Below are 24,940 nucleotides of genomic sequence, written 5' to 3'. Positions count from 1 at the left end.
GGTTGGGAGAGCACGGTTCGATGGGCAGCTCCTCCACACTCGATCGGGAGGCAGGGAGTAAGGAGGGGAGTCGATCCCGGCGCATCGGATGGCCCGGAGGGTCGGCGTAGGCGTTCGAGGCTCACGCGGGTACGGTTCACTGTCAGTCCCCTGTGCGAGACTGCGTAGGCGGCTGATTCAGCATCAGCAGAGTTCACGAAATCCACTGGGAGAGGACAGACCGGGCGATGGAGCTTGCAAGCATGAAGTTTCGGGTCGCCCGCGAGGACTTCGCCGAATCCGTAGCCTGGGTGGCCCGCAGCCTGCCGTCGCGGCCTCCGGTCCCTGTGCTCGGTGGTGTGCTCCTCGTGGCTGACGAGGACGGCCTGACGGTCTCCGGCTTCGACTACGAGGTCTCCGCGCAGATGCGCGTGGCCGCCGAGGTCGCCGGTCCGGGTCAGGTGCTGGTGTCGGGCCGCCTGCTGGCCGACATCACCAAGGCGCTTTCCAACAAGCCCGTCGATGTGTCGGTGGACGGCACCCGCGTGCTGATCGCCTGCGGCAGTGCGAAGTTCTCGCTGCCGACCATGCCGGTCGAGGATTACCCCCAGCTTCCCGAGCTTCCTCCCCAGACGGGCGAGCTCGCGGTGGACCTGTTCTCCGCGGCGGTCTCCCAGGTGGCCGTGGCCGCCGGGCGCGATGACACGCTCCCCATGCTCACCGGCATCCGTGTCGAGATCGAGGGCCCCAAGGTGGTCCTGGCCGCGACCGACCGTTTCCGTCTGGCCGTGCGCGAGCTGGAATGGCAGCCGGGCCGCGCCGATGTGGAGACCGCGGTGCTGATCCCGGCCCGCACCCTGTCCGAGTCCGCGAAAACCCTCGGTGCGTCCGATCAGCCGGTGCAGCTGGCCTTCGGAACCGGCACCGACGGCCTGCTCGGCATCGTGAACGGCGGCCGCCGCACCACCACCCGCCTGCTCGACGCGGAATTCCCCAAGTTCCGCCAGTTGCTCCCCAAGGAGCACACCTCCATCGCCACCCTCGCGGTGAGCACGCTGACCGAGGCCATCAAGCGCGTGGCCCTGGTGGCCGAGCGCGGCGCCCAGGTGCGGCTGGAGTTCTCGGAGGAGGGCCTGCTGCTCTCCGCCGGTGGCGACGACGCCGGCCGCGCCGAGGAGTGGCTGGAGGCCGACTTCCGCGGTGAGCCGCTGACCATCGCCTTCAACCCGGGCTACCTGCTCGACGGCCTGTCCGCCGCGCATTCGGACCGGGTGACCTTCGGATTCACGACTCCCAGCCGTCCGGCGGTGTTCCTGCCGGCTCCGGAGGAGGAGCCCGCGCAGCTGGAGTCCGGTGCGTTCTCCGCGCTGTCCGGCAACTACATCTACCTGCTGATGCCGGTGCGGTTGCCGGGCTGATCAGGCGACTCACCTGTGCACAGTGTTGACAAACCTGTGAAAAACATGGACTGACCGGATGCACGTGCGTGCGCTGTCGCTGCGCGATTTCCGCTCCTGGGAAGCCGCCGAGCTCGAACTTTCACCCGGTAGAACGGTTTTCCTGGGGTCGAACGGGAACGGCAAGACCAACCTGATCGAGGCCATCGGCTATCTGTCCACACTCGGTTCAAACCGGGTGGCGGCCGATGCCCCGCTGATCCGCATCGGTGCGCCGAAGGCGCGCATCGGTGCGACGGTCGTCAATACCGGCCGCGAGCTCCGGGTGGACATGGAGCTGAATCAGGGCACGGCCAATCGCGCTCAGATCAATCGCTCCCCGGTGCGGCGGCCACGGGAGATCCTGGGGATCCTGCAGACGGTCCTGTTCGCCCCGGAGGATCTATCGCTGGTGCGCGGGGATCCGGGGGAGCGGCGGCGCTTCCTGGACGAGCTGGCCACCGCCCGGCTGCCCCGGCTGGCCGGGGTGCGCGCGGATTACGACAAGGTGCTGCGGCAGCGCTCGGCACTGTTGAAAACCGCTGGGCGCAATGCCCGTTCGGGGTCGCGCGGCCTCCGGGCCGGCTCGGAATCCGGCTCGGAGCTGAGCACTCTCGACGTGTGGGACGGGCACCTGGCCGCGCACGGGGCGGTGTTGCTGGCGCAGCGGCTGCGGTTGGTGCACGAGCTTTATCCACATCTTGCACAGGCTTATTCAGGTATCGCTCCCGAATCCCGGCCCGCCACAATCGGTTACCGAAGTGCGAGTTTGCCGCCGGAGCTGCTGGATCCCGCCCGTTCTCCACAGCCTGAGGACGAATCGGAACTGGAAGCGATCCTGTTGCGGGAGTTGGCCGCCGCACGTTCCAAGGAATTGGAGCGCGGGGTCTGCCTGGTCGGCCCGCATCGCGATGATCTGGAGCTGATGCTGGGCTCGGCCCCCGCCAAGGGCTTCGCGAGTCACGGCGAATCCTGGTCCTTCGCGCTGGCGCTGCGGCTCGGCGCGTTCGAACTGCTGCGCACGGCCGGATCCGATCCGGTGCTGATCCTCGACGACGTGTTCGCCGAACTCGACCGCCGCCGCCGCGCCGCACTGGCCGCGGTGGCGGCCGGGGCCGAGCAGGTCTTGATCACGGCCGCGGTGCCCGAGGACGTCCCCGCCGAATTGGAGGCCGCGCCGCTGCGCGTGGAAACCACGGGCGAGGCCGATCATCGCGCGTCGCGGATCGCCGATGCGGCGAGTCCGTCGGTGCCATGAGGCAGAATCACCTGACGAACCCAGAGATCACGTGACGAACCGAGAGTGATCATCGGGATTCCCAGATGTGGAAGGAACTGTGGATGGCCGACCAGCCGGAAGCCGACGACCGCATGAGTTCCGAGCCGAATTCCGCGGCCGGTCCCGAGCCCGAATTGCGCGGTGTCGACCTCGCGCGCCGCGCCCTCGAGGAGGCTCGCGCGGCAGCCCGGGCGGCCGGTAAATCGGTCGGTCAGGGCCGGGCCTCGCCGCGCAAGGGCGGCATCCGCTCGCTGCGTCGCCGCTCCGGCTGGTCGGGTGCGCACCCGGATGATCGCGATCCCCAGACTCTTTCGTCCCTGGCCATGCAGTTGGCGAAGGGGCGCGGCTGGTCGGGCAAGGTCGCCGAGGGCACGGTCTTCGGCCGCTGGGCCAGCGTGGTCGGTGAGGACATCGCCTCGCATGCCACCCCCATCTCGCTGGAGAACGGAATTCTGAGCATTCAGGCCGAGTCCACGGCCTGGGCGACCCAGCTGCGCATGTTCCAGTCGCAGATCCTGGCCAAGATCGCCGCCGCGGTGGGCAACGGCGTGGTCAAACAGCTGAAGATCAACGGCCCGACCGCGCCGAGTTGGCGGCACGGCGACCGCCACGTCAAAGGCAGAGGTCCGCGAGACACGTACGGATAGTTTTCGGTTTCACGTGGAACCTTCGGAAGATCGCCGCGAACCCTCGCGCAAACGATCTCGCGGGCACGCTCGCATCGCCCGCTGGCGCCCTCGGAACCCCCTGTGCCCATAACGGGTCATATCGCTGGTCGATTTCATGACCGTACGGCCCACTCAGGGGTGTCATAGGTGCGTTCTCTGTCGGTCGTACCAGTAGGATGGGGGAGTAACTAGCGGCGATACCTCCCGGCGCGTTCCGCAGCGCCTGCGCGTGAGCCCCCGTAATTCTCGAGCAGACACTGTCTGATTGCTCGAGCAGACTGTGTCTGAGGGCTCCACGCGTGCCACTGCACTGTGCCGGGAGGATCAGCAAGTAAGGAGAGCTACCCACCAGTGGCTGCCATGGACTCCAACGCAGAAGGCTCGACCCCGCCCAAGAACGGCAAGCCGTCGAACTACGGTGCCGAATCCATCACCGTGCTCGAGGGCCTCGAGGCGGTACGCAAACGCCCCGGCATGTACATCGGTTCCACCGGTGAGCGCGGCCTGCACCACCTGATCTGGGAGGTCGTCGACAACTCGGTCGACGAGGCGATGGCCGGGTACGCCTCGCGCGTCGACGTCACGCTGCTGGCCGACGGCGGTGTCGAGGTCGTCGACGACGGCCGTGGCATCCCGGTCGCCATGCACGCGCAGGGTGTGCCCACCATCGAGGTGGTCATGACCCAGCTGCACGCGGGCGGCAAGTTCGACGGCGAGTCGTATGCGGTGTCGGGTGGTCTGCACGGTGTCGGCATCTCCGTGGTGAACGCGCTGTCGACCCGGCTCCAGGCCGATGTGGACACCGACGGATTCCACTGGACGCAGGAGTACAAGGACTCCAAGCCGGGCAAGCTGGTGCAGGGCGGTCCGACCAAGCGCACCGGCACCACCATCAAGTTCTGGCCGGATCCGGAGATCTTCGAGACCACCACCTTCAGCTTCGAGACGGTCGCGCGGCGTCTGCAGGAGATGGCGTTCCTGAACAAGGGCCTGACCATCACGCTGACCGATCAGCGGGTGGCCGAGGGCGACGTGATCGACGAGGTGGTGAGCGAAACCGCCGAGGCCCCCAAGCATCTCGACGAGAACGCTGCGGTCGCGGCGCCGAAGATCAAGACCCGCACCTACCACTACCCGGGCGGGCTCGAGGACTTCGTCAAGCACATCAACCGGACCAAGACGCCGATCCACAACTCGATCGTGGCGTTCACCGGCAAGGGCACCGGCCACGAGGTCGAGGTCGCGATGCAGTGGAACTCGGGCTACTCCGAGTCGGTCCACACCTTCGCCAACACCATCAACACCCACGAGGGCGGCACCCACGAGGAGGGCTTCCGCGCGGCGCTCACCACGGTGGTGAACAAGTACGCGAAGGACAAGAAGCTCCTCAAGGAGAAAGAAGGCAACCTCACCGGTGATGACATCCGCGAGGGTCTCGCCGCCATCGTGAGCGTGAAGATCGCCGACCCGCAGTTCGAGGGCCAGACCAAGACCAAGCTCGGCAATACCGAGGTGAAGTCTTTCGTCCAGCGCACCTGCAACGAGCACATCTCGCACTGGTTCGAGGCCAACCCGGCCGATGCGAAGACCATTGTGCAGAAGGCGGTTTCTTCGGCTCAGGCCCGCGTGGCCGCGCGCAAGGCGCGAGAGCTGGTGCGCCGCAAGTCCGCTACCGATCTGGGTGGCCTGCCGGGCAAGCTGGCCGACTGCCGGTCCAAGGATCCGAGCAAGTCCGAGATCTACATCGTGGAGGGCGACTCCGCCGGTGGCTCGGCCAAGTCCGGCCGCGACTCCATGTACCAGGCGATCCTGCCGCTGCGCGGCAAGATCATCAATGTGGAGAAGGCGCGCATCGACCGCGTGCTGAAGAACACCGAAGTCCAGTCCATCATCACGGCCTTCGGCACCGGCATCCACGACGAGTTCGATATCGCCAAGCTGCGCTATCACAAGATCGTGCTGATGGCCGACGCCGATGTGGACGGCCAGCACATCTCGACGCTGCTGCTCACCCTGCTGTTCCGCTTCATGCGTCCGCTGGTCGAGCACGGTCACGTGTATTTGGCCATGCCGCCGCTGTACAAGCTGAAGTGGCAGCGTTCCGAGCCGGAGTTCGCCTACTCCGACAAGGAGCGCGACGGTCTGCTCGAGCGCGGCCTGTCCGCCGGCAAGAAGATCAACAAGGACGACGGCATCCAGCGCTACAAGGGTCTCGGCGAGATGAACCCGAAGGAGCTGTGGGAGACCACCATGGATCCGAGCGTGCGCGTGCTGCGGCTCGTGACTCTGGACGACGCCGCCGCGGCCGACGAGCTGTTCTCCATCCTCATGGGTGAGGACGTCGAAGCTCGCCGCAGCTTCATCACTCGGAACGCCAAGGACGTCCGGTTCCTCGACGTGTAATTCGCGCTGGCAGCGGCCTTTCGGGTTGCTGCGTGCGCGCCGCGAGGACCATCCACAACTTCTGACGGAGACAATTCATGACTGAGACTTCGCTTCCGCCTTCGGGTGGCGACCGCATCGAGCCGGTCGACATCCAGCAGGAGATGCAGAACTCCTACATCGACTACGCCATGAGCGTGATCGTGGGCCGCGCGCTGCCCGAGGTGCGCGACGGCCTCAAGCCGGTGCACCGGCGAATCCTGTACGCGATGTACGACAACGGCTACCGCCCGGACCGCGGCTACGTGAAGTCCGCGCGCCCGGTCGCCGACACCATGGGTAACTACCACCCGCACGGTGACACCGCGATCTACGACACCCTGGTGCGCATGGCGCAGCCGTGGGCGCTGCGCTACCCGCTGGTCGACGGCCAGGGCAACTTCGGTTCCCGCGGCAACGACGGCGCGGCCGCCATGCGCTACACCGAGTGCCGCCTGACCCCGCTGGCGATGGAGATGCTGCGCGAAATCGACCACGAGACGGTCGATTTCATCCCGAACTACGACGGCAAGACCCAGGAGCCGACCGTTCTGCCGAGCCGGGTGCCCGCCCTGCTCATGAACGGCTCCAACGGTATTGCCGTCGGTATGGCGACGAACATCCCGCCGCACAACCTGAACGAGCTGGCCGAGGCCATCTACTGGGCGCTGGACAATCACGACGCCGACGAGGAGGCCACCCTCGCCGCGTGCATCGAGCGCGTGAAGGGCCCGGACTTCCCGACCGCGGGCCTGATCGTGGGCACCCAGGGCATCATCGACGCCTACACCACCGGTCGCGGTTCGGTCCGCATGCGCGGTGTGGTGGAGATCGAGGAGGACAACCGGGGTCGCACCACGATCGTCATCACCGAGCTGCCGTACCAGGTCAATACCGACAACTTCATCAACGCGATCGCCGAGCAGGTGAAGGACGGCAAGATCGCGGGCGTCTCCGACATCCACGACGAGTCCTCCGACCGCGTGGGTCTGCGCATCGTCGTCACGGTGAAGCGCGACGCCATCGCCAAGGTGGTGCTGAACAACCTCTACAAGCACACCCAGCTGCAGACCTCCTTCGGCTGCAACATGCTCTCGATCGTCGACAAGGTGCCGCGCACGCTGCGCCTGGATCAGATGATCCGGCTGTATGTGAATCACCAGTTGGAAGTGATCGTCCGGCGTACCCGCTACCTGCTGCGCAAGGCGGAGCAGCGGGCCCACATCCTGCGCGGTTTGGTGAAGGCGCTCGATCAGCTGGACGCGGTCATCGCCTTGATCCGCCGCTCGGCCGACACCGAGACCGCCCGCACCGGCCTGATGCAGCTGCTGGAGATCGACGAGGTCCAGGCGACCGCGATCCTCGACATGCAGCTGCGCCGCCTGTCGGCCCTGGAGCGGCAGAAGATCCTCGACGAGTTGGCCCAGATCGAGGCCGAGATCGCCGATTTGAACGACATTCTGGCCAAGCCGGAGCGCCAGCGCTCGATCGTCCGTGCCGAATTGGCCGAGATCGTCGACAAGTACGGCGACGAGCGCCGCACCAAGATCATCGCGGCCGACGGCGACGTGCAGGACGAGGATCTGATCGCCCGCGAGGACGTGGTCGTGACGATCACCGAGACCGGCTACGCCAAGCGCACCAAGACCGACCTCTACCGTTCGCAGAAGCGCGGCGGCAAGGGCGTGCAGGGCGCGGGCCTCAAGCAGGACGACATCGTCAAGCACTTCTTCATCACCTCGACCCACGACTGGCTGCTCTTCTTCACCAACAAGGGCCGGGTCTACCGGGCCAAGGCGTACGAGCTGCCCGAGGCCAACCGCACCGCGCGCGGCCAGCACGTGGCCAACCTGTTGGCCTTCCAGCCGGACGAGAAGATCGCCCAGGTCATCCAGATCAAGTCCTACGAGGACGCGCCCTACCTGGTGCTGGCCACCCGCAAGGGCCTGGTGAAGAAGTCCAAGCTGACCGACTTCGACTCCAACCGCACCGGCGGCATCGTGGCGGTCAATCTGCGCGACGAGGACGAATTGGTCGGCGCGGCACTGTGTTCGGCCGAGGACGACCTGCTGCTCGTCTCGGCGCACGGCCAGTCCATCCGCTTCTCCGCCAATGACGAGGTGCTGCGCCCCATGGGCCGGGCCACCTCCGGCGTGCAGGGCATGCGCTTCAATGCCGACGATGAACTGTTGTCGCTCAATGTGGTTCGCGACGAGGAGGGCATCTATCTGCTTGTCGCGACCGCGGGTGGGTACTCCAAGCGCACGGCCATCGAGGAGTACACCGCGCAGGGTCGTGGCGGCAAGGGCGTGCTGACGATTCAGTACGACGAGAAGCGTGGCAGTCTTGTCGGAGCGCTCATCGTCAATGACGATGATGAGCTGTATGCGATCACGTCGGGCGGCGGTGTCATTCGCACGCTCGCACACCAGGTTCGCAAGGCCGGCCGTCAAACCAAGGGCGTGCGGTTGATGAACCTCGGCGAGGGCGATACTTTGCTCGCGATCGCTCGGAACGCGGATGAGCCCGACCAGGTTGCCGAAGATGACACCAGCGGTTCGGCGAAGCAGTAGTTTCACCACAGCAGCGGCGGCACACACGGATCGAAGGATTCACCATTGACCACGAATCAGCCGAATGACCAGCGCGGTCATGCCAATGGCGTGACCGAGAGAATCGCCCCGTCCCCGATTCCGCCGCGGCCCATTCCGCGGACCGGCGGGAACGACGGCGGCGCGCCGCAAGCACCCGAATTGTCGGACCAGTCCGGCGAATTCGGGCCGGAAGGTAACAATTCGGCAGAGGCGGCTGCGGATTCCGCGGCCGAGCAGGGCGGTTCGCCCTTCCAGGATGGCTGGTCGCAGCTGCCGCAGCGGGAGCCGCAGTCCAACCTGTACCGCCCGGGCCAGGCCCCGACGCCGGGCAGCACCGCCAGCCTCAAGGGTGGCGGGCTGCAGGGTGGCGGCGGCCTCCAGGGCGGCGGCCTGAACGCCGGTGTCTCCAATGCGCGCACCACCGCCGACCTGGCGGCCAAGGCGGCGCGCAAGGAGGCGGCCATGGTGAAGTCCGTCGGCATCGACGGGCCCACCCGCAGCATTTCCCGTCCGGAACTGGTCAAGGATCTGCAGGATCTGTCCGAGCTGCGGCACCCGCTGCCGCCGCCGGAGCCGATCGCACCGGCCGGTCCGGTCGCGCCGTCCGCCCCCGCGGCGGTGGCGCAGGCCGCGGCCACCGGTGAGCCGCTGCGCGCCACCGTGCAGCTGCGCCACATCGATCCGTGGTCCACGCTGAAGGTCTCGCTGGTGATCAGCGTGGCCATGTTCTTCGTGTGGATGCTGGCGGTCGGCCTGCTGTACCTGGTGCTGGAGGGCATGGGCGTGTGGGAGCGCCTGAACTCCACCTTCACCGACATGGTCTCGGACAACTCGTCCTCGTCGCTCATCGACGCGGGCACGGTCTTCGGCTACGCCGGCGTGATCGGCCTCATCAATGTGGTGTTGCTGACAGCGCTGTCCACCGTGGGCGTCTTCGTCTACAACCAGTGCACCGATCTGGTCGGCGGCATCCAGGTCACCCTGGCCGATCCCGACTAGGAAACCGCTCTTTCGATCCCCGTGACGGCCGGTCCGGGTCTGCCTCGTGCAGCCCGCTGACCGGCCGTTTTGGTTATCGGCGCTTCGGTGCGGTAATCTTCTGCCTCGTTCGAGTGACACACTTCGAACACCCACTAAGGGCCTATAGCTCAGGCGGTTAGAGCGCTTCGCTGATAACGAAGAGGTCGGAGGTTCAAGTCCTCCTAGGCCCACTCCATAAGATCGAAAACGCCTTACGGGAATCCCGGGGGGCTTTTTTCATATCCGGACCCGTACCGGACGTAGCTGCGAAAAAAGCCGCGGGTTGCATTGCAACTCGCGGCTTTTCGTTGTGGAGCCTAGGGGAATCGAACCCCTAACCCCTGCCTTGCAAAGGCAGTGCTCTGCCAATTGAGCTAAGGCCCCAGACCTGCACGAAGGTACATGTCGGAGTTGGCCCAGGTCAAACCCCGTGCTCAGTCGGCTGCCGGTTGGTGTTCGGGGCAGTTCACGCGGAGGTCGCGCGGGGGGAGCGGCTGCCCGAGCAGCTCGCAGTGGGCGGTGGTGGAGTCGTCGGTCCGGTAGAAGCGGCAGGTGGTGCAGGTGCGGGCCACCTGCACCACGCCGGCGTGCAGCAGGCCGCCGATGAGCTCGAGCAGCGTGTGCAGGGTCTGGTCCTGCCGATCGCTCGGCAGCTCCGCGACGCAGGCGCGCAGGACCTCGTCCGCGGCGCGGATCTCGGCGGCCACTGCGCTGCCGTCCGGGGTGAGCACGATGGCGCTGCGGCGGCGGTCGCCGGGGGCGGGCTGCCGGGCCACGTGGCCCTTGCGTTCCAGTGCCAGCAGCGAATCCGACACCGTGGGCTGGCTGACCCCGAGTTCGGTGGCCAGCAGCCCGGTGAGGGGTTCGGGCGGCGGACCCTCGGCCAGGGTGCGCAGCAGTTCCAGTTGCAGGGGCGTCAGACCGGTGCGGGAGGCGATGGCCTGGCGGTGGGCGCGGACGCCGCGGGCGATCCGGTCCAGCGCCGCGACCACCTTGTCCGCGACCTCGTGCTCGTTTCCCGCATTCACCACAGGTCAGGACTGTACGGCCTGGCCCACAGCGCCGCCGACAGGGTGATCGCCTTGAACCAGGCGTGATACATGACGTCGACCTCGGCCGCGGGTGCTCCGGTCGCGCCCAGGAAGTCCCGGACGGTCACGGTGATCGGCACGATGAGTGCAAGCAGGTGCCGCATGGGGATGTGGGTCGAGGGCGAATCCACGCCGTCCGTGCGGTTTTTGCCGGAGGTGTGGTGCCGCCGCGCGATCTCCTCTTGGTAGGCCAGCCATTTCGCGTCGTACTCGCGCGTGCACACGTCCGAGATCCACTGCCCGAATCGCCCGCGCACCGCGGCCAGGTACGCCGCGTCGGGTTGCCCGTCGCTCCCGGCGAAGGCGGCCACCAGATGGGGGTTGGCCCCGACGAATCCGTACCAGACGTCGAGGATCCGATCGGTTTGCGGCACAAGGATTTCCCCGGCGCGGCGCAGGGCGGCGGCGTCGGCCTCGCTCCACAGCACCGAGCGCTGGAGTTCGGCGAGATCGTCGAGGGACAGGGGCGAGGGCGCGAGCGCCGGATCGTCGTAGCGGTATCCGGCGGGTATGGTGCTGGTCATGCCGAGAACGATAGGAGTCCTATGTTTGTCCGTCAAGACTCCGCCAAGTAGGGTGGGGGACATGAAATTTGTGCTCACCCTGGTCCTGGTCGCCGCCGTGGTCTTCGGAATCAGCAAGCTGCGTCAGCGCAATGACGCAGACCTCTGGCACGAGGTCACCACCCGCTGAAAGTCGCTGCGGGGGCGCTGATTCCGGCGTCCCCGCAAATCATCGGTGGACCGCCGCCGCGGGGCCGGAAACTTCCGCACTGTGACACGGAACAAGCGGCGGTTTGCGGCCCGATTCACGCCGTATCGTCGAGGCATGGCGTCCACTGAGATCTCCGACCTGGTGCAGTCCGTGGTGGAGCCGTACCTGCTGAGCGGGCCGCGCAAGTATGACCGCGAACAGGTCGCGGATCTGACCGGCCTGCCCAACCATGTCACCCGGCGGCTGTGGGTGGCGCTGGGCTTCCCGGCCGACCCGGACGACAAGGCCGTGGAGTACAGCGACTCCGATGTCGAGGCCGCCAAGACCTTCGCCAAGCTGCACGTGCTCTCCGGTGCGGACATTCACCGGCAGACCACCGCGGCGCGCACGCTGGGGCGGTCCATGGCGCGGCTGGCCGAATGGCAGGTCGACCTGGTGACCGAGGAGATCCTGGACCGGATCGCGACCATCACCCGCGAGGCCCCGGACACCGATCCGAAGCAGGCCGCGCGGATCGCCACCGACGAGGTGGTCACCGAATTCGAGACCTTGCAGCGCTACGCCTTCCGCCGGCACCTGGACGCCGCGCTGGCCCGGTCGCTGGACGGGGGCGCGGTCGCGGGGGACACGCTGCGGGAGCTGGCCATCGGATTCGCCGACATGGTCGGGTACACCCGATTGACCCGCCATTTGGAGCCGGACGAATTGTCCGCATTGCTGGAGGCGTTCGAGACGGCCACCAGTAATGCGATCGTGGCGAACGGCGGCTGGGTGATCAAGAACGTCGGCGATGAAGTCATGTTCGCGGCCGATACCGCCGCCGACGGCGCGCGCATCGCGCTCGCGGTGCAGGAGGCCGCCATCGCCTCGCACGGCGTCACCCAGGAATTGCGGGTGGGGCTGGCGTATGGCGAAGTGCTGCAACGCTTCGGCGATCTGTACGGGTCGGTGGTGAATACCGCGGCGCGCCTGACCGGTGTGGCGCGGCCGGGCACCGTGCTGGTGGATGACGGTGCGGCGGAGGCGATCACGGACGAACCGGAATTCACGCTGCGGCATCTGGCCACCGTGCGGGTGAAGGGCATCAATCGGCTGCACGGCCATGTGCTGCGCCGCAATGTCATTCGGCCACTGGTGTGAGCAGTAACCGACCTGTGAGAAGTAACCGACCCCGGGCATAGGGGCGGGCCTCGGCGAAGGGGGGGAGTTAGCCGAGGCCCGCGTAAGGTCGGCCCGGGGGGGGAGGGGCCGACGGGAACGATCCTACGCGACGAATTCGGATTGTGTGGGTATCGGGGCACCGCGTTCCAAGATTTTTTCGAGGAAAAAGTGTCGTACCCGAGTGGCAGCATGACTCCGTGACCGAATTGCGTCCTTCGCCGAATTCGATTCGAGTAGCTCGCTACTCGCGATCGAGGCCGGTGGCCGGGCGGATCATCGAATCGGCCGCATCCCATACCGGCACCCCCGAGCACCGCCGGACCCCCAATGGGATGCGGCCTTTCGCGTGCCCGGCCATACTGACCGAGAGCGTTTGGTCTTGTTCGTCCCTATCCGTGCAGTTCAGAACCGGTCTGCAGTGAGGAGAATCATGGCCGACGCCATTGTCGCCGAGGGTCTGGTCAAGAAATACGGCCATCTGATCGCGCTCGATGGTCTGGACCTTTCCGTACCCGAAGGCACCGTAACCGCATTGCTCGGCCCCAATGGCGCGGGCAAGACCACCACCGTGCGCGTTCTCACTACCCTGCTGGTCCCGGATTCGGGCCACGCCACCGTCGCCGGGGTGGACGTATTGAAGGATCCGCAGCTGCTGCGCTCCCGCATCGGCACCTCCGGCCAGTACGCGGCCGTTGACGAATACCTCACGGGTTTCGAGAATCTCGAGATGTTCGGGCGGCTCTATCACATGGGCGTGCAGCGCAGTAAGGAGCGCGCCCGCGAGCTGCTGGAGCGCTTCCGTCTCGCCGACGCCGCCGACCGGCCGGTCAAGGGCTATTCCGGCGGTATGCGCCGCCGCCTCGACCTGGCGGGCGCGCTGGTGGCCAATCCGCCGGTGCTGTTCCTGGACGAGCCCACCACCGGACTGGATCCCCGTGCGCGCCTTGACCTCTGGGATGTGATCGAGGAACTGGTGGCGGGTGGCACCACCCTGCTGCTGACCACCCAGTACCTGGAGGAGGCCGATCGGCTGGCCGATTCCATCGCGGTCATCGACCACGGCCGCGTCATCGCCGAGGGCACCTCCGACGAGCTCAAGGCCATGGTCGGCGGTGACCGCATCGAGCTGGTGGTGGACCACGCCGACAATCTCGCCCTCGCGCAGCAGGCGCTGGAAGGCTTGGCGCACGGCGAGATTCGGCTGGAGCCGGGGATGCGCCGGATCATCGTCCCGGTCGAGGACGGGTCGCAGGCCCTGGTGGACGCCATCGGGCAGCTCACCGAATACGAGGTGAAGATCCACGATGTCGGGCTGCGCAGGCCCTCCCTCGATGACGTCTTCCTATCCCTGACCGGTCACGAGGCCGAGGAGCTGATCAACGGGAACCGGGACGCCGACGCGAAGGTCGGGGGTGGGGCCCGATGAGTTCCGCCCTCGCCGTCGCCGAAAGTCCCTCGCTCGCACAGCGACTCGCCATGCTGGTCGCCGACAGCATCACCATCACCAAGCGCAATGTCATCAAGATCCGGCGCGTGCCCGACGTGCTCGTCTTCTCCACGCTGTCGCCGATCATGTTCGTGCTGTTGTTCGCCTACGTCTTCGGTTCGGCGATCACGCTGCCGGGCACGTCCTATCGCGAATTCCTGATCGCGGGCATCTTCGCCCAGACCGTGGTGTTCGGCGCCACCTACACCGGTCTGAGCCTGGCCGAGGACATGCAGAAGGGCATCATCGACCGGTTCCGCTCGCTGCCCATGGCGCCGTCCGCGGTGCTGATCGGGCGCACCGTGGCCGACATGGTGATGAATGTGGTCAGCCTGCTGGTGATGTCGCTGACCGGACTGGTGGTGGGGTGGCGCATCCGCGGGTCGTTCTTCGACGCGGTGCTGGCGTATGTCCTGCTGCTGTTGTTCGCCTACGCGGTGTCGTGGATCCTGGCCGTGATCGGCCTGCTGGTGCGGACGCCGGAGTTGTACAACAACGCCAACTTCATGGTGATCTTCCCGCTCACCTTCATCGCCAATACCTTCGTGCCGTCGCAGAACCTGCCCACGGTGCTTCGCGTTGTGGCGGAATGGAATCCGGTGTCGGCGGTGACGCAGGCGACTCGCGACCTGTTCGGGAACACCAGTCCGCTGGGCCCGGCGGCCGATGTGTGGCCCATGCGGCATCCGGTCGCGACGACCCTGATGTGGGTGGTCGCGATCCTGGCGGTCTTCGTGCCGCTGGCGCTGAATCGGTACCGGCGGTCAGTGAGCCGCTGACAGATCCGCGGTGGGCGCGGAGCCGTTGCGCGAATAACCCAGGCGCGGCGGCTCCGCGGCCGGGGCCTGCGGCTGCGGGCGCTTGCTCACGAAGAATGCGATGACGCCGCCCGCAATCGCGAAAAGGGCGGCCACGATGACCTTGTTACGAACGCTCCCCAGCTCCATCCGACCATGCTGGCACAGCAAAGGAATTCGCGCACGGACGGGGTGTGGGCGCGGTGCCCACACCCCGGTTCTCATTCGACGGTGACGCTCTTGGCGAGGTTGCGGGGCTTGTCGACGTCGCGCCCCAGGGCCATGGCCGTGTGATAGGCCAGCAGTTGCAGCGGAATCGTCAGGATGATCGGGTCCAGTTCCGGGCACACGGCCGGAACCCGAATCACCGCGTCCGCCAGACCATCCGGCAGATCGGTATTGGTGACCGCGATGACCGGGCCGCCGCGCGCCTTGATCTGCTCGATGGTGGTGATGTTCTTGGCCAGCAGCTCGTCGCCGGGCACCAGCACGATGCTCGGCATCTCCGCGTCGATCAGCGCCAGCGGGCCGTGCTTGAGCTCGGAGCCCTGGTACGCCTCGGCGTGAATGTAGGAGATCTCCTTGAGCTTCTGCGCGCCCTCGCGCGCCACCGGCCAGGCCCGCACCCGGCCGATGAAGAACATGCTGCGCGCCTTGGCGTAGCGGGCCGCGATATCGGCGATGGCGGCATCGGCGGCCAGCACCGCGTCGATGGCCTCGGGCAGCGCGCGCAGGCCGTTCACGATGCGCTCGCCGCCGGCCGCGGACAGATCCCGCACCCGGCCCAGCAGCAGCGCCAGCATGGCGAAGGAGACCGTCATATTGGTCAGCGCCTTGGTGGAGGCCACCGACACCTCCGGGCCCGCGTGCAGGAACACGCCCGCACCGCATTCCCGGGCGATGGCGCTGCCGACCACATTCACCGCGCCGATCACCCGCCCGCCCTTGCGCTGCAATTCCTGAACGGCCGCAAGGGTATCGATGGTCTCGCCGGACTGGCTGATGGCGACGTACAGCGCGTCCGGATCCACCACCGGATTGCGGTAGCGGAACTCCGAGGCGGGTTCGGCGGTGGCCGGAATCCGGGCCAGCTCCTCGACCAGCTGCGCGCCCAGCTGGCCCGCGTAGTAGGCCGAGCCGCAGCCCAGGAACACCACCTTGCTGATGCCGCGCAGCTCCCGCGCGTCCATATTGAGCCCACCCAGATGGGCGGTGGCGAACCGTTCGTCCAAGCGGCCGCGCAGTGCCCGGCGCACGGCGTCGGGCTGTTCGGCCATTTCTTTGCGCATGAAGTCGGGGTACCCGCCCAGCGCGTAGTCCTCGGCCGCCATATCGATGGTGGTCGGAATCTTGTCGGTGCGGCGCGCCTCGAGACCCAGTGTGCTGGTGCGGAATTCGCCGGCGCGCACGGTGGCCAGCTCGCCGTCGTCGAGGAATACCACGCGCTGGGTGTGATGCACCAGGGCGGCCACGTCGGAGGCCACGAACATCTCGCCGTCGCCGACGCCGAGCACGATGGGGGAGCCGTTGCGGGCCACCACCAGTTCGTCGGGGCGGCGGGCGTCGAGCACCAGCAGGCCGAAGGTGCCCTCGACCCGGCGCATGGCGGTGCGGACGGCGTCCTCGAGGCTGTCGGTCTGATCCAGCGCGGCGGCCACCAGATGCGCGATGGCCTCGGTGTCGGTGTCGGAGACGAATTCCACGCCCTCGGCGCCGAGCACCGCGCGCAGTTCCTCGGCGTTCTCCACAATGCCGTTGTGCACCACCGCGATCCGGCCGGAGCCGTCCAGGTGCGGGTGCGCGTTCACGTCGGAGGGCTCGCCGTGGGTGGCCCAGCGGGTGTGGGCGATGCCGACGCTGCCCTTGAGCCGCGCCCCCTCGGCGTCGACCCGGTCGCGCAGGTCCTGGACCCGGCCCTGGGTCTTGGTGACGCGCAACCGACCCCGGTGCGGCACGGCCAGGCCCGCGGAGTCGTAACCCCGGTATTCGAGCCGGTGCAGGCCCTCCAACAGGACCGGGACGGCCTCACGGTGCCCGATGTAACCGACGATTCCACACATTGCGCGACGGACTCCTACCCGTAGACGATGCGACGCAGTTGTCGTTCGGTGAAGTCGGGGGCGGCCACCGGGCGCCCCGCCAGCTCGTCCGCCAAGCGCTGCCAGATCTCGGCATTGCGGACCTGGCGGCCCTGTAGTTCGGCATGTCTGCGGCGCACGAACTGCTCGGCGGTCTCGTCGAAGTATCCGACGACGTCGGCGACCACACGGGCCGCGACGGCGGGCGGCAGGCCGGTGGAGGCCGCCACGTGGCGCACCAGATCGACCGGATCCCCGTCATTCACCCGAACGAACTTGCCATGCCGCGCCCGCTTCCGCCACTTTTCTGCCCGAATTCGGGCAGGGAATCACACATTGCCGCGATTTTCCCTGCTGGGAGTGTGCCGATTCAGGGGCTGCTCAGGACCTGCATTTAGGCTGGCGGTCGTGACCTCACCGAACCAGACCGCCGTCGCGACGTTGCACACCAACCTCGGCGACATCAAGATCTCGCTCTTCGGTAACCACGCTCCCCGCACGGTCGCCAACTTCCTCGGCCTGGCCGACGGTTCCGCGCCGTACACCACCGAGAACGCGTCGGGCACCGACTCCGGGCCCTTCTACGACGGCGTCACCTTCCACCGGGTGATCGACGGATTCATGATCCAGACCGGCGACCCGCTCGGCACCAGTCGCGGCGGCCCGGGCTACGAATTCAAGGACGAGTTCCACCCGGAACTGCGCTTCGACCGCGGATACCTGCTGGCCATGGCCAATTCCGGGCCGGGCACCAACGGTTCCCAGTTCTTCATCACGCTCGGCCCGCAGCCGCACCTGAACCGCAAACACACCATTTTCGGCGAGGTCCTCGACCCGGACTCCCGCAAGGTGGTCGACGCCATCGCCACCACCCCCACCGATCGCGAAGACCGGCCCAAGGACGAGATCGTGATCAACAACATCACCATCTCCTGAATCCGGTCATACCTCCTGAATCAGGCCACAGCCGAAGAGAACTCACATGCAACCCCAGACGCCCGCACCCACCTGCTACCGCCACCCCGACCGGCCCACCGGTCTGGCCTGCACCCGGTGCGGGCGTCCGGCCTGCCCGGAGTGCCTCACCCCGGCCGCTGTCGGGCAGCACTGCGTGGAGTGCGTCCAGCAGGGCCGCAATGACGTCCGGCCGGTCCGCAATGCGGCCGGGACCCGGGTGTCGCAGATACCGACCCCGTATGTCACCTATTCGCTGATCGCGATCAACGTGATCGTCTTCGCGGCCACCGCCTTCCAGGCGCACAGCGTGATGAACAACAACCGCTCGCGGCTGTTCTACGACTGGGTGCTGGTGCCGGGCCTGGTCGATCAGGGCGGCGGCTGGATGCGGGTGCTCGGCTCCGGCTTCCTGCACTACGGTCCGATCCACCTGCTGGCCAACATGTTCGCGCTCTACGTGCTCGGCCCGTACTGCGAGGTGGCGCTGGGCCGCGGCCGTTTCGTGGCCGTCTACCTGGCCGCGCTGCTCGGCGGTTCGGCGGCGGTGACCGCGCTCTCGGATCCGCTCACCGCCTCGGCGGGCGCGTCCGGCGCGATCTTCGGCATCTTCGGCGCGGTGGGCGTGATCATGCTGCGCACCCGGCAGAACCTGACCCAGATCGCGATCCTGCTGGCGGTCAACCTGATCATCACGTTCTCGGTGCCCGGCATCTCGATCTGGGCGCACCTGGGCGGGCTGCTGGCGGGCACGGTCGCCACCGTCGGGATCCTGTATCTGCCGCGCTGGCTCGGCACCAGGGACACCCGCATGGCCTTGAACATCGGCTGGGCCGCAATCGTGGCGGTGGCGTTGGCCGCCGTACTGGTGACGGCGCTCGGCGCGCCCAGTCTCGTGTGAGCTATCGCGACAGGTGGATCCGCAGCACCTCGAGGACATCCTCGGGGTGCGCGCCCAGATCCCAGCGGCCGAAGATGATCAGCCTCTCGTCGCCGTCGTGATCCACATCCATTTCCAGCATCGGCATGCGCCGGCCCAGTCGCCGGTAGTTCACCACGCGGACGCGGAGGATCTGCTGGGGGGTGTAGCGCTGTGCCCCGGCCAGCCCGCGCACCACGACATGCACCGGATTGCCGGGTTCGATCGCCAGCCGCGGCCGCTGTCGCAGGCCCACGCCGGTCAGGAAGAGCAGTCCCAGCGCGGCCAGCCCGATGAGCAGGCGGCCGGGACCGTCGTTCGAGAGGAAAGTGGCGCCGGCCAGTACCAGGCCGCCGATGCCGCAGATCGTGAGCGCCGCCGGGGGTGTGGACCAGCTCAGCCGGGAGGAGGGATCGGTGCTCGTCACTGTCCCCACTCCCTCCTCGAGTTGTCCACAGGCTCATCCACAGGTGTGTATGAATAACAATGATGTAAGGCACACGCCGCCAGGCGTGTCGGCGCGGTCAGGCGTGTCGGCGCGGTCAGGCGTGTCGGCGCGGTCAGCGCCAGCGCATGGTCATGATCAGACCGACCACCATCAGGCCGAATCCGATCAGGAAGTTCCAGGCGCCCAGATCGCTCATCCACTTGATCTGCTCGTTCGCCAGGTAGTAGACGAGCAGCCAGGCCAGCCCGGCCAGCATGAAGCCCAGCATGATGGCGACGTACCAGACCGGCGACGGGCCTGCCGACTTCACCCGCACGGGGGTGCGGCTGGCCGGGTTGATCGTGTAGTCGGTCTTCTTCCGGACCTTTGACTTAGGCATGACGTCCTCGTATTCGGCGTTCTGTCTGCGTAGACATTATCCCGGCAACCCTGTGGAAAGTGTCGTTGGGGAGGCCCCGGGCGATTGTGGTGACACGCTTCGGCGGTATTGCATGCGACGCACGCCGCCGCGGTGACTACTCTCGAATCATGCGTGTACTGGTCGTCGACAACTACGACAGCTTCGTGTTCAACCTTGTCCAGTATCTCGGACAGCTGGGTGTGGAGACCGAGGTCTGGCGCAACGACGATGAGCGGCTCGCGGATGTGGATCAGGTCGTGCAGGACTTCGACGGGGTGCTGATCAGCCCCGGACCCGGCAGCCCGGACCGCGCGGGCGCGAGCATTCCGCTGGTGCACGCCGCCGCGAAGCACGCCACCCCGCTGCTCGGCGTCTGCCTCGGGCATCAGGCCATCGGAGAGGCCTTCGGCGCCACCGTGACCCGTGCTCCGGAACTCCTGCACGGCAAGACCAGTGACGTTTTCCACATCGGCGCGGGCGTACTGGCCGGACTGCCCGACCCCTTCACCGCCACCCGCTACCACTCGCTGACCGTCCTCGAGGAGACCATGCCGCCGGAGCTGGAGGTGCTGGGCCGCACCGAATCCGGCATCGTCATGGCCATGCGGCATCGCGACCTGCCCATCCACGGTGTGCAGTTCCACCCCGAATCCGTGCTCACCCAGGGCGGGCACCGCATGCTCGCCAACTGGCTGGGCGTGTGCGGCGAGCGGCCGGCGGAGGGACTGGTGCGGACCTTGGAGGCGGAGGTCGCGGCACTCACGTCATGAGGCCGCACGTCATGCTGTCGGTGGCCGTCAGCATCGACGGCTACATCGACGACGCGAGCCCGGACCGGCTGTTGCTTTCCAACGCCGCCGATTTCGACCGCGTCGACGCGCTGCGCGCGGAGTCGGACGCGATTCTCATCGGTGCGCAAACCCTGCGCCGGGACAATCCGCGGCTGCTGGTCAACAGCATGGACCGGCGGCTGCACCGGGTCGCCACGGGCAAACCCGACTACCCGGTGCGGGTGATCGTCACCGCGGGCGGCGATCTAGATCCGAGGCTGCGGTTCTGGCACAGCGGCGGCGAAAGACTGGTCTACACCACCGATTCCGGAGCCACCCGGCTCGGCGAGCGGCTGCACGGCCTCGCCGAGGTGATATCGCTGGGCCCGGCAATCGATTTCGCGGCCCTGCTGGACGACCTCGGCAAGCGCGGCATCGCGCGGCTCATGGTCGAGGGCGGGGGCAGCATCCACACGGCCTTCCTGTCCGCGGGGCTGGCCGACGAGATCTGGATGGCCGTCGCGCCCGTGGTGGTCGGCGATCCGGCCGCCCCGCGCTTCCTCGGGCCCGCCGACTTCCCGGGCGGCCCCAATCACCGCATGCAGCTGGCCGATGTGGGCCGGATCGGTGATATCGCGCTGCTGCGCTATCTGCCGAAGGAGGATTCCGATGTCGGATGAGACGCGGGGGGACCGCGGCTGGATGCGGCACGCCATCGGCCTGGCCCGGCTGTGCCCGCACAGCGAGACCGCCTTCGCGGTGGGTGCGGTCATCGTGGGGGCGGACGGGGTCGAGATCGAGCACGGGTGGTCGCGGGAGACCGACGCCAAGGTGCACGCCGAGGAATCGGCGCTGAACAAGCTGGCGGCCGACGACCCGCGGCTGCCGTACGCCACGCTGTACAGCACGCTGGAACCGTGTTCGCAGCGGGCGAGCCAGGATCGCGCGCCGTGCACGGATCGCATTCTGGCGGCCGGGATCCGGCGGGTGGTCATCGCGTGGCGGGAGCCGGGCACCTTCGTGGAGAACTGCGTCGGGGTGGAGAAGCTGCGCGAGCACAAGATCGAGGTGGTCGAGCTGCCCGATCTGGCCGACGAGGCCATGTCGATGAACCGGCATCTGCGCCTTTGATTTTCAACCGGCAAGGTTTCACATGAAACAAAAGGGGTCCGCGGCAATGCCGCGGACCCCTTTTCTCAGTGTCGAATTCCGATCACGGCGGGCCGAGCGACAACACCCCGGTGGTGATCGTCACCGTCTGCGACTTGCCCAGCGCCGAGCCCGCGGTCGGCTGCTGGGCCAGGATGCGCCCGACCTCGCCCGCGTTCAGCGTGCTCATGGTGTTCTGGCTGACCTGACCGTTCCAGCCCTTCTGCCGCAGCATGTCCACGGCCTGGGCCGGGGTCAGGCCGCGCAGGTCGGGCATGGTCAACTGGTCGCCGGTGGAGACCTGGACGGTGATGTTCGAGCCCTTGTCGGCCTGGGTGCCCGCGGCCGGATTGGTCGCGATGACCGTGCCCTTGGGCTGGTTGTTCGGCACCTCCTGGACGGTCACCTTGAAGCCCGCGGTGTCGGCCAGCGTGGACTGCGCGACGTCGACGGTCTGGCCGACCACGTCGGGCACCCGCACCTTGTCCGGGCCGGAGCCCAGGGTGATGGTGACCTGCCCGTCGGAATCGATCTTCTGGCCCCCGTCGGGCGTCTGCGCGACGACCTTGTCCTTGTCGTCGGTGCTCGAGGCTTCCTTCTTGATCTCCGGATTCAGCCGCAACCCTTGCGAATTGAGTGACTGCTCGGCCTGGGCCTGGGTCAGGCCCGCCAGCTTCGGCACCGTCACCTGCTGCGGGCCCGCCGACACCTGGAGGGTGACGGTGCTGCCCTTGTCCACTCGCGAACCGCCCAGCGGCTGGGTGGCGATCACATTGCCCTGCGCCACCTTGGGATCGTTCTTCTGCTGGATGGCGACCACGAAGCCGGCCTTCTCCAGATCCCGTTGCGCGAGTTGGTAGTTCTGGTTGGCGACATCCGGCACCGCCACCTGATCCGGCCGCGCGCCGGGACCGACCAGCATGAACAGTAGCCCGGCCACCGCCGCGACCGCGACCGCCGCGAGCACGGCGATCAGCGCGGTGCGCCGGCGCGGATTGGCCTCGACGATCTCCTGTTCGGTGGTGTCGTCGCGGCGTTCGACGGTGCGGTAGCTGCGCGGCGGCGGCAGTTCGTCGTCGAGGAAACCGGTGCGGTCCTCGTCGGTCATGACCATGGGCGCGGTCGGCTTCTGCCCGCCCAGCACCCGAATCAGGTCCGCGCGCATCTCGGCGGCGGTCTGGTACCGGTTGGCCGGGTTCTTGCTCATGGCCTTGAGCACGACCGAGTCGAGTTCGCGTGGTACGCCCGGATGCACCTGCGAGGGCAGCCGCGGATCCTCCCGGACGTGCTGGTAGGCCACCGCGACCGGCGAATCACCGGTGAAAGGCGGTTCGCCGGTGAGGATCTCGTAGAGCACGCAGCCCACCGAGTACACGTCCGAGCGCGCGTCCACCTGCTCGCCGCGGGCCTGCTCGGGCGAGAGGTACTGGGCGGTGCCGATGACGGCGGCCGTCTGCGTCATGGGGTTGGAGCTGTCGGCGATGGCCCGGGCGATGCCGAAGTCCATCACCTTCACCGCGCCCGCGCGGTTGATCATGATGTTGGCGGGCTTCATGTCCCGGTGCACGATGCCGTTGCGGTGCGAGAAGTCCAGCGCCGCACACACATCGGCGATGACCTCCATGGCGCGCCGGGGCGGCAGCGGGCCCTTGCCGCGCACGATGTCGCGCAGGGTGTCGCCGTCCACGTACTCCATGACGATGTAGGGCAGCGGGCCGCCGTCGATCTCGGCCTCGCCGGTGTCGTACACCGCCACGATGGCCGGATGATTCAGCGCCGCCACGTTCTGCGCCTCCCGCTTGAAGCGCAGGTAGAACGTGGGGTCGCGGGCCAGATCGGCGCGCAGCACCTTGATCGCCACATCCCGGCCGAGCCGCAGATCCCGGGCCTTGTGCACCTCGGACATGCCGCCGAACCCGATGATCTCGCCCAGCTCGTAGCGCGAGGACAGGTTCTTCGGGGTCGTCATGGCAATCCTTGCTGCGGGACCGTGGATGAATAGGGCGAATAGGGGTCGGCGTCCTGGGGATACACCGGATTGCGGTTACTGCCCGGACTCACCGCTCCGCCCGGGTTCGCGCCGCCGGGGTTCGCGCCGGGAGTCACCGGCCACGATGGTATGTCGCCCGGCTGCCACGGCCAGCGACCGGTGGTGGTCTTCGGCGTGGTCGTGGTGGTCTTCGGCGTGGTCGTGGTGGTCTTCGGCGGAGTCGTCGTGGTCGGCGGCGGCGTGGTCGTCGGCTCCGGGGTGGTGGTCGGCGGCGGCTCGTAGGTGGTCACCGGGGGTGGCGGCACCGGCCGTTCCCGGGTGGTCGTGGTCGGCGTGGTCGTGGTGGTCGGCGGGTTCAACGGGGGCGCCACCACCGCGCTGGTGCGGGCGGGCGGCGTGGTCTCGTGGGAGTTGTTGCTGGCCAGCACGATTCCGACGCCCGCGATGAGGATCAGCGCGCCCACGGCCAGCCCGGCCATGGCCTTCTGCCCGGCGGTGAAGCGACCGGTCTCGTGGTCCGCGGGGCCGGTGAAGGTCATCGGGCCCACCGGGGTTCGCGGACCGGACATCACCTGGGTCGCGCTCGCCGGGGGCTCGGCCGGTTGCCGCATGGGCTGCGGCGGGGTCTGATACCGCGTGGTGGCCTGGTCGGCCCGCGCGCCCGGAATGATCATGGTCGGTCCGGGCGGCAGCACCCGGGTGGCGCCGGTCATATTGGCCGGCGCGACCGGCAGGCCGCCGGGCGGGGTGGGTCTGCGGCCGGAACGGACCGCGGCCACCGCGTCGGCGAACTCGCCGCCGTCGGTATAGCGCTGGCCCGGATCCTTGGCCATGGTGATCTCGATGAGCTCGCGCACATTCGGCGGCAGATCGGCGGGCAGCGGCGGCGGGGCCTCCCGCACGTGCTTCATGGCCACCGTCAGCGCGCCGTCGCCGGTGAACGGCCGCGCGCCCGAAAGCGCCTCGTAGCCGACCACACCCAGCGAGTACACGTCCGAGGCCGCGGTGGCGTCCTCGCCGGTGGCCTGCTCGGGGGCGATGTACTGGGCGGTGCCCATCACCATGCCGGTCTTGGTGACCGGGGAGGCGTCCACCGCCTTGGCGATGCCGAAGTCGGTGATCTTCACCTGGCCGGTGGGCGTCACGAGAATGTTGCCCGGCTTCACATCCCGGTGCACCACGCCCGCCAGGTGCGCGACCTGTAGTGCGCGCCCGGTCTGCTCGAGCATGTCCAGGCCCTGCGCGACCGAGAGCCGGTTCAGCCGCGACAGCACCGCGTTGAGCGGCTCGCCCTGCACGAATTCCATCACCAGATAGGCGATCTCACCGCCGGACGGGTCCTGCGTCTCGCCGTAGTCGTAGATGCTCGCGATGCCGGGGTGGTTCAGCTGCGCGGTGGTCCGCGCTTCGGTGCGGAAACGCTGCCGGAAGGTCGGATCCGTCGAGAATTCCGCCTTCAGTACCTTCACCGCGACCCGGCGGTCCAGCCGGGTGTCCAGCGCTTCCCAGACCTGGCCCATGCCACCGGTGGCGATCAGCCGCTGCAGCCGGTACCGGTCCGCGATCATCGCTCCGTTGTTCAGCAT

24 protein-coding genes and 2 tRNA genes are annotated in these 24,940 nt (G+C 67.8%); 16 read left to right on the top strand and 10 right to left on the bottom strand.

Annotation, left to right across the window (positions count from 1 at the left end; all coding sequences use genetic code 11):
• Positions 1 to 227 precede the first annotated feature (227 nt).
• From dnaN to NS2_RS01470, 7 genes are all read left to right on the top strand, one after another.
• Entirely contained in the window at positions 228 to 1,397 is a 1,170-nt protein-coding gene (gene dnaN, locus NS2_RS01500; protein ID WP_033085184.1) for a DNA polymerase III subunit beta, read from the top strand.
• 58 nt (positions 1,398 to 1,455) lie between these two features.
• Positions 1,456 to 2,673 carry a DNA replication/repair protein RecF gene (recF, locus tag NS2_RS01495; RefSeq protein ID WP_033085185.1) on the top strand — a complete coding sequence of 406 codons (1,218 nt, stop codon included), beginning with the start codon at positions 1,456 to 1,458 and terminating at the stop codon, positions 2,671 to 2,673.
• Positions 2,674 to 2,786: 113 nt separating this feature from the next.
• Positions 2,787 to 3,341: a DUF721 family protein gene (locus NS2_RS01490; protein ID WP_033085251.1), complete on the top strand. Its 555-nt coding sequence runs from the start codon at positions 2,787 to 2,789 to the stop codon at positions 3,339 to 3,341.
• Positions 3,342 to 3,722: 381 nt separating this feature from the next.
• Positions 3,723 to 5,765: a DNA topoisomerase (ATP-hydrolyzing) subunit B gene (gene gyrB / locus NS2_RS01485; protein ID WP_033085186.1), complete on the top strand. Its 2,043-nt coding sequence runs from the start codon at positions 3,723 to 3,725 to the stop codon at positions 5,763 to 5,765.
• Positions 5,766 to 5,842: 77 nt separating this feature from the next.
• Positions 5,843 to 8,356: a DNA gyrase subunit A gene (gene gyrA, locus NS2_RS01480; protein ID WP_033085187.1), complete on the top strand. Its 2,514-nt coding sequence runs from the start codon at positions 5,843 to 5,845 to the stop codon at positions 8,354 to 8,356.
• A gap of 45 nt (positions 8,357 to 8,401) precedes the next feature.
• Positions 8,402 to 9,376, top strand: a complete 975-nt coding sequence (locus NS2_RS01475; RefSeq protein WP_261772252.1) for a DUF3566 domain-containing protein — start codon at positions 8,402 to 8,404, stop codon at positions 9,374 to 9,376.
• 138 nt (positions 9,377 to 9,514) lie between these two features.
• A tRNA-Ile gene (locus tag NS2_RS01470) sits at positions 9,515 to 9,588 on the top strand.
• Between the two features lie 120 nt (positions 9,589 to 9,708).
• Here NS2_RS01470 and NS2_RS01465 read toward each other — a convergent pair.
• From NS2_RS01465 to NS2_RS01455, 3 genes are all read right to left on the bottom strand, one after another.
• Positions 9,709 to 9,781, bottom strand: a tRNA-Ala gene (locus tag NS2_RS01465).
• A 50-nt stretch (positions 9,782 to 9,831) separates the two neighbouring features.
• Positions 9,832 to 10,428, bottom strand: coding sequence for a MarR family winged helix-turn-helix transcriptional regulator (locus NS2_RS01460; protein ID WP_033085189.1), 597 nt, complete (start codon positions 10,426 to 10,428; stop codon positions 9,832 to 9,834).
• Positions 10,422 to 11,012, bottom strand: a complete 591-nt coding sequence (locus NS2_RS01455) for a protoglobin domain-containing protein (RefSeq protein WP_033085190.1) — start codon at positions 11,010 to 11,012, stop codon at positions 10,422 to 10,424. The genes NS2_RS01460 and NS2_RS01455 overlap by 7 nt, the downstream gene beginning before the upstream one ends.
• Before the next feature lie 61 nt (positions 11,013 to 11,073).
• Between NS2_RS01455 and NS2_RS36655 the strand changes: the two genes are divergently transcribed.
• The 4 genes from NS2_RS36655 (at position 11,074) to NS2_RS01440 (ending at position 14,628) form a co-directional block, all read left to right on the top strand.
• Positions 11,074 to 11,181 carry a DLW-39 family protein gene (locus tag NS2_RS36655; RefSeq protein ID WP_211724353.1) on the top strand — a complete coding sequence of 36 codons (108 nt, stop codon included), beginning with the start codon at positions 11,074 to 11,076 and terminating at the stop codon, positions 11,179 to 11,181.
• Between the two features lie 135 nt (positions 11,182 to 11,316).
• Positions 11,317 to 12,342, top strand: a complete 1,026-nt coding sequence (locus NS2_RS01450; RefSeq protein WP_033085191.1) for an adenylate/guanylate cyclase domain-containing protein — start codon at positions 11,317 to 11,319, stop codon at positions 12,340 to 12,342.
• Between the two features lie 451 nt (positions 12,343 to 12,793).
• Complete coding sequence (locus NS2_RS01445; RefSeq protein WP_147207051.1) at positions 12,794 to 13,789, top strand: ATP-binding cassette domain-containing protein; 996 nt, start codon at positions 12,794 to 12,796, stop codon at positions 13,787 to 13,789.
• Complete coding sequence (locus NS2_RS01440; RefSeq protein ID WP_081985540.1) at positions 13,786 to 14,628, top strand: ABC transporter permease; 843 nt, start codon at positions 13,786 to 13,788, stop codon at positions 14,626 to 14,628. Before NS2_RS01445 ends, NS2_RS01440 begins: the two co-directional genes overlap by 4 nt.
• Here the strand turns inward: NS2_RS01440 and NS2_RS01435 are convergent.
• From NS2_RS01435 to NS2_RS01425, 3 genes are all read right to left on the bottom strand, one after another.
• Entirely contained in the window at positions 14,614 to 14,796 is a 183-nt protein-coding gene (locus tag NS2_RS01435) for a hypothetical protein (protein WP_033085193.1), read from the bottom strand. The genes NS2_RS01440 and NS2_RS01435 overlap by 15 nt on opposite strands.
• 71 nt (positions 14,797 to 14,867) lie before the next feature.
• Complete coding sequence (glmS, locus tag NS2_RS01430) at positions 14,868 to 16,706, bottom strand: glutamine--fructose-6-phosphate transaminase (isomerizing) (protein WP_033085194.1); 1,839 nt, start codon at positions 16,704 to 16,706, stop codon at positions 14,868 to 14,870.
• 14 nt (positions 16,707 to 16,720) lie between these two features.
• Positions 16,721 to 16,990, bottom strand: coding sequence for a hypothetical protein (locus NS2_RS01425; RefSeq protein WP_033085195.1), 270 nt, complete (start codon positions 16,988 to 16,990; stop codon positions 16,721 to 16,723).
• Between the two features lie 142 nt (positions 16,991 to 17,132).
• On the opposite strand from NS2_RS01425, the gene NS2_RS01420 reads away from it, so the two are divergent.
• Together NS2_RS01420 and NS2_RS01415 are read left to right on the top strand one after the other, a co-directional pair.
• Complete coding sequence (locus NS2_RS01420; RefSeq protein ID WP_033085196.1) at positions 17,133 to 17,660, top strand: peptidylprolyl isomerase; 528 nt, start codon at positions 17,133 to 17,135, stop codon at positions 17,658 to 17,660.
• 46 nt (positions 17,661 to 17,706) lie between these two features.
• Complete coding sequence (locus NS2_RS01415) at positions 17,707 to 18,579, top strand: rhomboid family intramembrane serine protease (RefSeq protein WP_033085197.1); 873 nt, start codon at positions 17,707 to 17,709, stop codon at positions 18,577 to 18,579.
• Position 18,580: 1 nt separating this feature from the next.
• On the opposite strand, the gene NS2_RS01410 is transcribed toward NS2_RS01415, so the two are convergent.
• Positions 18,581 to 19,024 carry a PH domain-containing protein gene (locus tag NS2_RS01410; RefSeq protein ID WP_033085198.1) on the bottom strand — a complete coding sequence of 148 codons (444 nt, stop codon included), beginning with the start codon at positions 19,022 to 19,024 and terminating at the stop codon, positions 18,581 to 18,583.
• 133 nt (positions 19,025 to 19,157) lie between these two features.
• Entirely contained in the window at positions 19,158 to 19,424 is a 267-nt protein-coding gene (gene crgA, locus NS2_RS01405; RefSeq protein ID WP_033085199.1) for a cell division protein CrgA, read from the bottom strand.
• A 149-nt stretch (positions 19,425 to 19,573) separates the two neighbouring features.
• On the opposite strand from crgA, the gene NS2_RS01400 reads away from it, so the two are divergent.
• The 3 genes from NS2_RS01400 to NS2_RS01390 are packed head-to-tail and all read left to right on the top strand — an operon-like array spanning position 19,574 to position 21,346.
• On the top strand, positions 19,574 to 20,215 hold the full coding sequence (locus tag NS2_RS01400) for an aminodeoxychorismate/anthranilate synthase component II (protein WP_033085200.1): 642 nt from the start codon (positions 19,574 to 19,576) through the stop codon (positions 20,213 to 20,215).
• Positions 20,212 to 20,895, top strand: coding sequence for a RibD family protein (locus NS2_RS01395; protein WP_033085201.1), 684 nt, complete (start codon positions 20,212 to 20,214; stop codon positions 20,893 to 20,895). The genes NS2_RS01400 and NS2_RS01395 overlap by 4 nt, the downstream gene beginning before the upstream one ends.
• Positions 20,885 to 21,346 (top strand): cytidine/deoxycytidylate deaminase family protein, encoded by a 462-nt coding sequence (locus NS2_RS01390; protein WP_033085202.1) that lies wholly within the window; start codon positions 20,885 to 20,887, stop codon positions 21,344 to 21,346. The genes NS2_RS01395 and NS2_RS01390 overlap by 11 nt, the downstream gene beginning before the upstream one ends.
• Positions 21,347 to 21,428: 82 nt before the next feature.
• Here the strand turns inward: NS2_RS01390 and pknB are convergent, their stop codons facing one another.
• Positions 21,429 to 23,333 carry a Stk1 family PASTA domain-containing Ser/Thr kinase gene (gene pknB, locus NS2_RS01385; protein ID WP_033085203.1) on the bottom strand — a complete coding sequence of 635 codons (1,905 nt, stop codon included), beginning with the start codon at positions 23,331 to 23,333 and terminating at the stop codon, positions 21,429 to 21,431.
• Complete coding sequence (locus NS2_RS01380) at positions 23,330 to 24,940, bottom strand: protein kinase domain-containing protein (RefSeq protein ID WP_063864920.1); 1,611 nt, start codon at positions 24,938 to 24,940, stop codon at positions 23,330 to 23,332. The genes pknB and NS2_RS01380 overlap by 4 nt, the downstream gene beginning before the upstream one ends.

The sequence above is a fragment of the Nocardia seriolae NBRC 15557 genome (assembly GCF_007990715.1).
Classification (GTDB): Bacteria; Actinomycetota; Actinomycetes; order Mycobacteriales; family Mycobacteriaceae; genus Nocardia; species Nocardia seriolae.
The sequence above is the reverse complement of the archived record's forward strand: the minus strand, read 5'-3'. Positions and strand labels throughout refer to the sequence as shown.